Origin of the sequence: Priestia sp. BR_2, assembly GCF_041954005.1 — a bacterium.
In the GTDB taxonomy this organism is placed as follows: Bacteria; Bacillota; Bacilli; order Paenibacillales; family Paenibacillaceae; genus Paenibacillus_AQ; species Paenibacillus_AQ lautus_A.
Genome location: NZ_JAVFHM010000261.1, coordinates 1 through 878 on the forward strand (window position 1 = coordinate 1; position 878 = coordinate 878).

Here is an 878-nt window from a genome sequence, read left to right on the forward strand (position 1 = left end):
TCCAAACAGCTCGTACTCTTTTTACTAACTAAGATGCTTAAGTATCGCTCTATGTCCTTTAGGATGGAAAGTTATAAAATCGTACTTAAATAAATGACCTTACCCTGCTATCTATTCGGTTCATATATACATAGAAAGACAGCCACTATTTAAATTAAATGGCTGTCTTCTTATTTCTCCTATTTTAAAAAGTTGTTAATTCTAATTCTTTTCTTTATTAAACTGACCTTAAAAAAGATTTAATAAGGTGCGGAAAAACAACAAATGGTATAATGACATGAACTATTTATATTATAAAAGGAGGAATTAAGATGGGAAAAGTTTTACTCCTTAATTATCCTGGAGAAGGCCACGTCAACCCTACAATTGCATTAGTGGAAGAACTAATAAAAAAGGGTGAAGAGGTTGTCTATTACTGTATAGAGGAATATAGAAATAAAATTGAGAAAACAGGAGCTACATTTCGTCCTTATAAAAATTTCACACGCAATGCAGATCTAGTGAAAAAAATGGCAAAAAGAATGGACCCTCTTGAACTGCTATTATATATGGTACACTCTGCGGATACAGTTATAGAAATTGTTCTAGAGGACATAAAGGATGAAAAGTACGACTACGTTATTTATGATAATAATTTCGCCGCAGGATGGATTATTGCTGGTATATTAAAGATACCTAAAATATCTTCTTGCACAACGTTTGCTATTGATGAAGAGGTCTTTTCGAACGTTATGAAAAGTCGAGGAGAAATGGATAAGACATCTCCAACATATCAAGAACTTGAAGAGATATTAAAAAAATGGAGACAAAAATATGGTATAACAATCGATGATAATCATAAGCTGATGTCTTGCCCTGGCGATATTACTATTGTATAT

Annotated in this window: 1 protein-coding gene; it reads left to right on the plus strand. The window is 32.1% G+C overall.

All coding sequences use genetic code 11. The annotated features are described in order from the left end of the window. Nucleotides 1-311 precede the first annotated feature (311 nt). Nucleotides 312-878: glycosyltransferase (locus RB298_RS20655; RefSeq protein WP_486048326.1), on the plus strand; the 567-nt coding region annotated here is incomplete at its 3' end.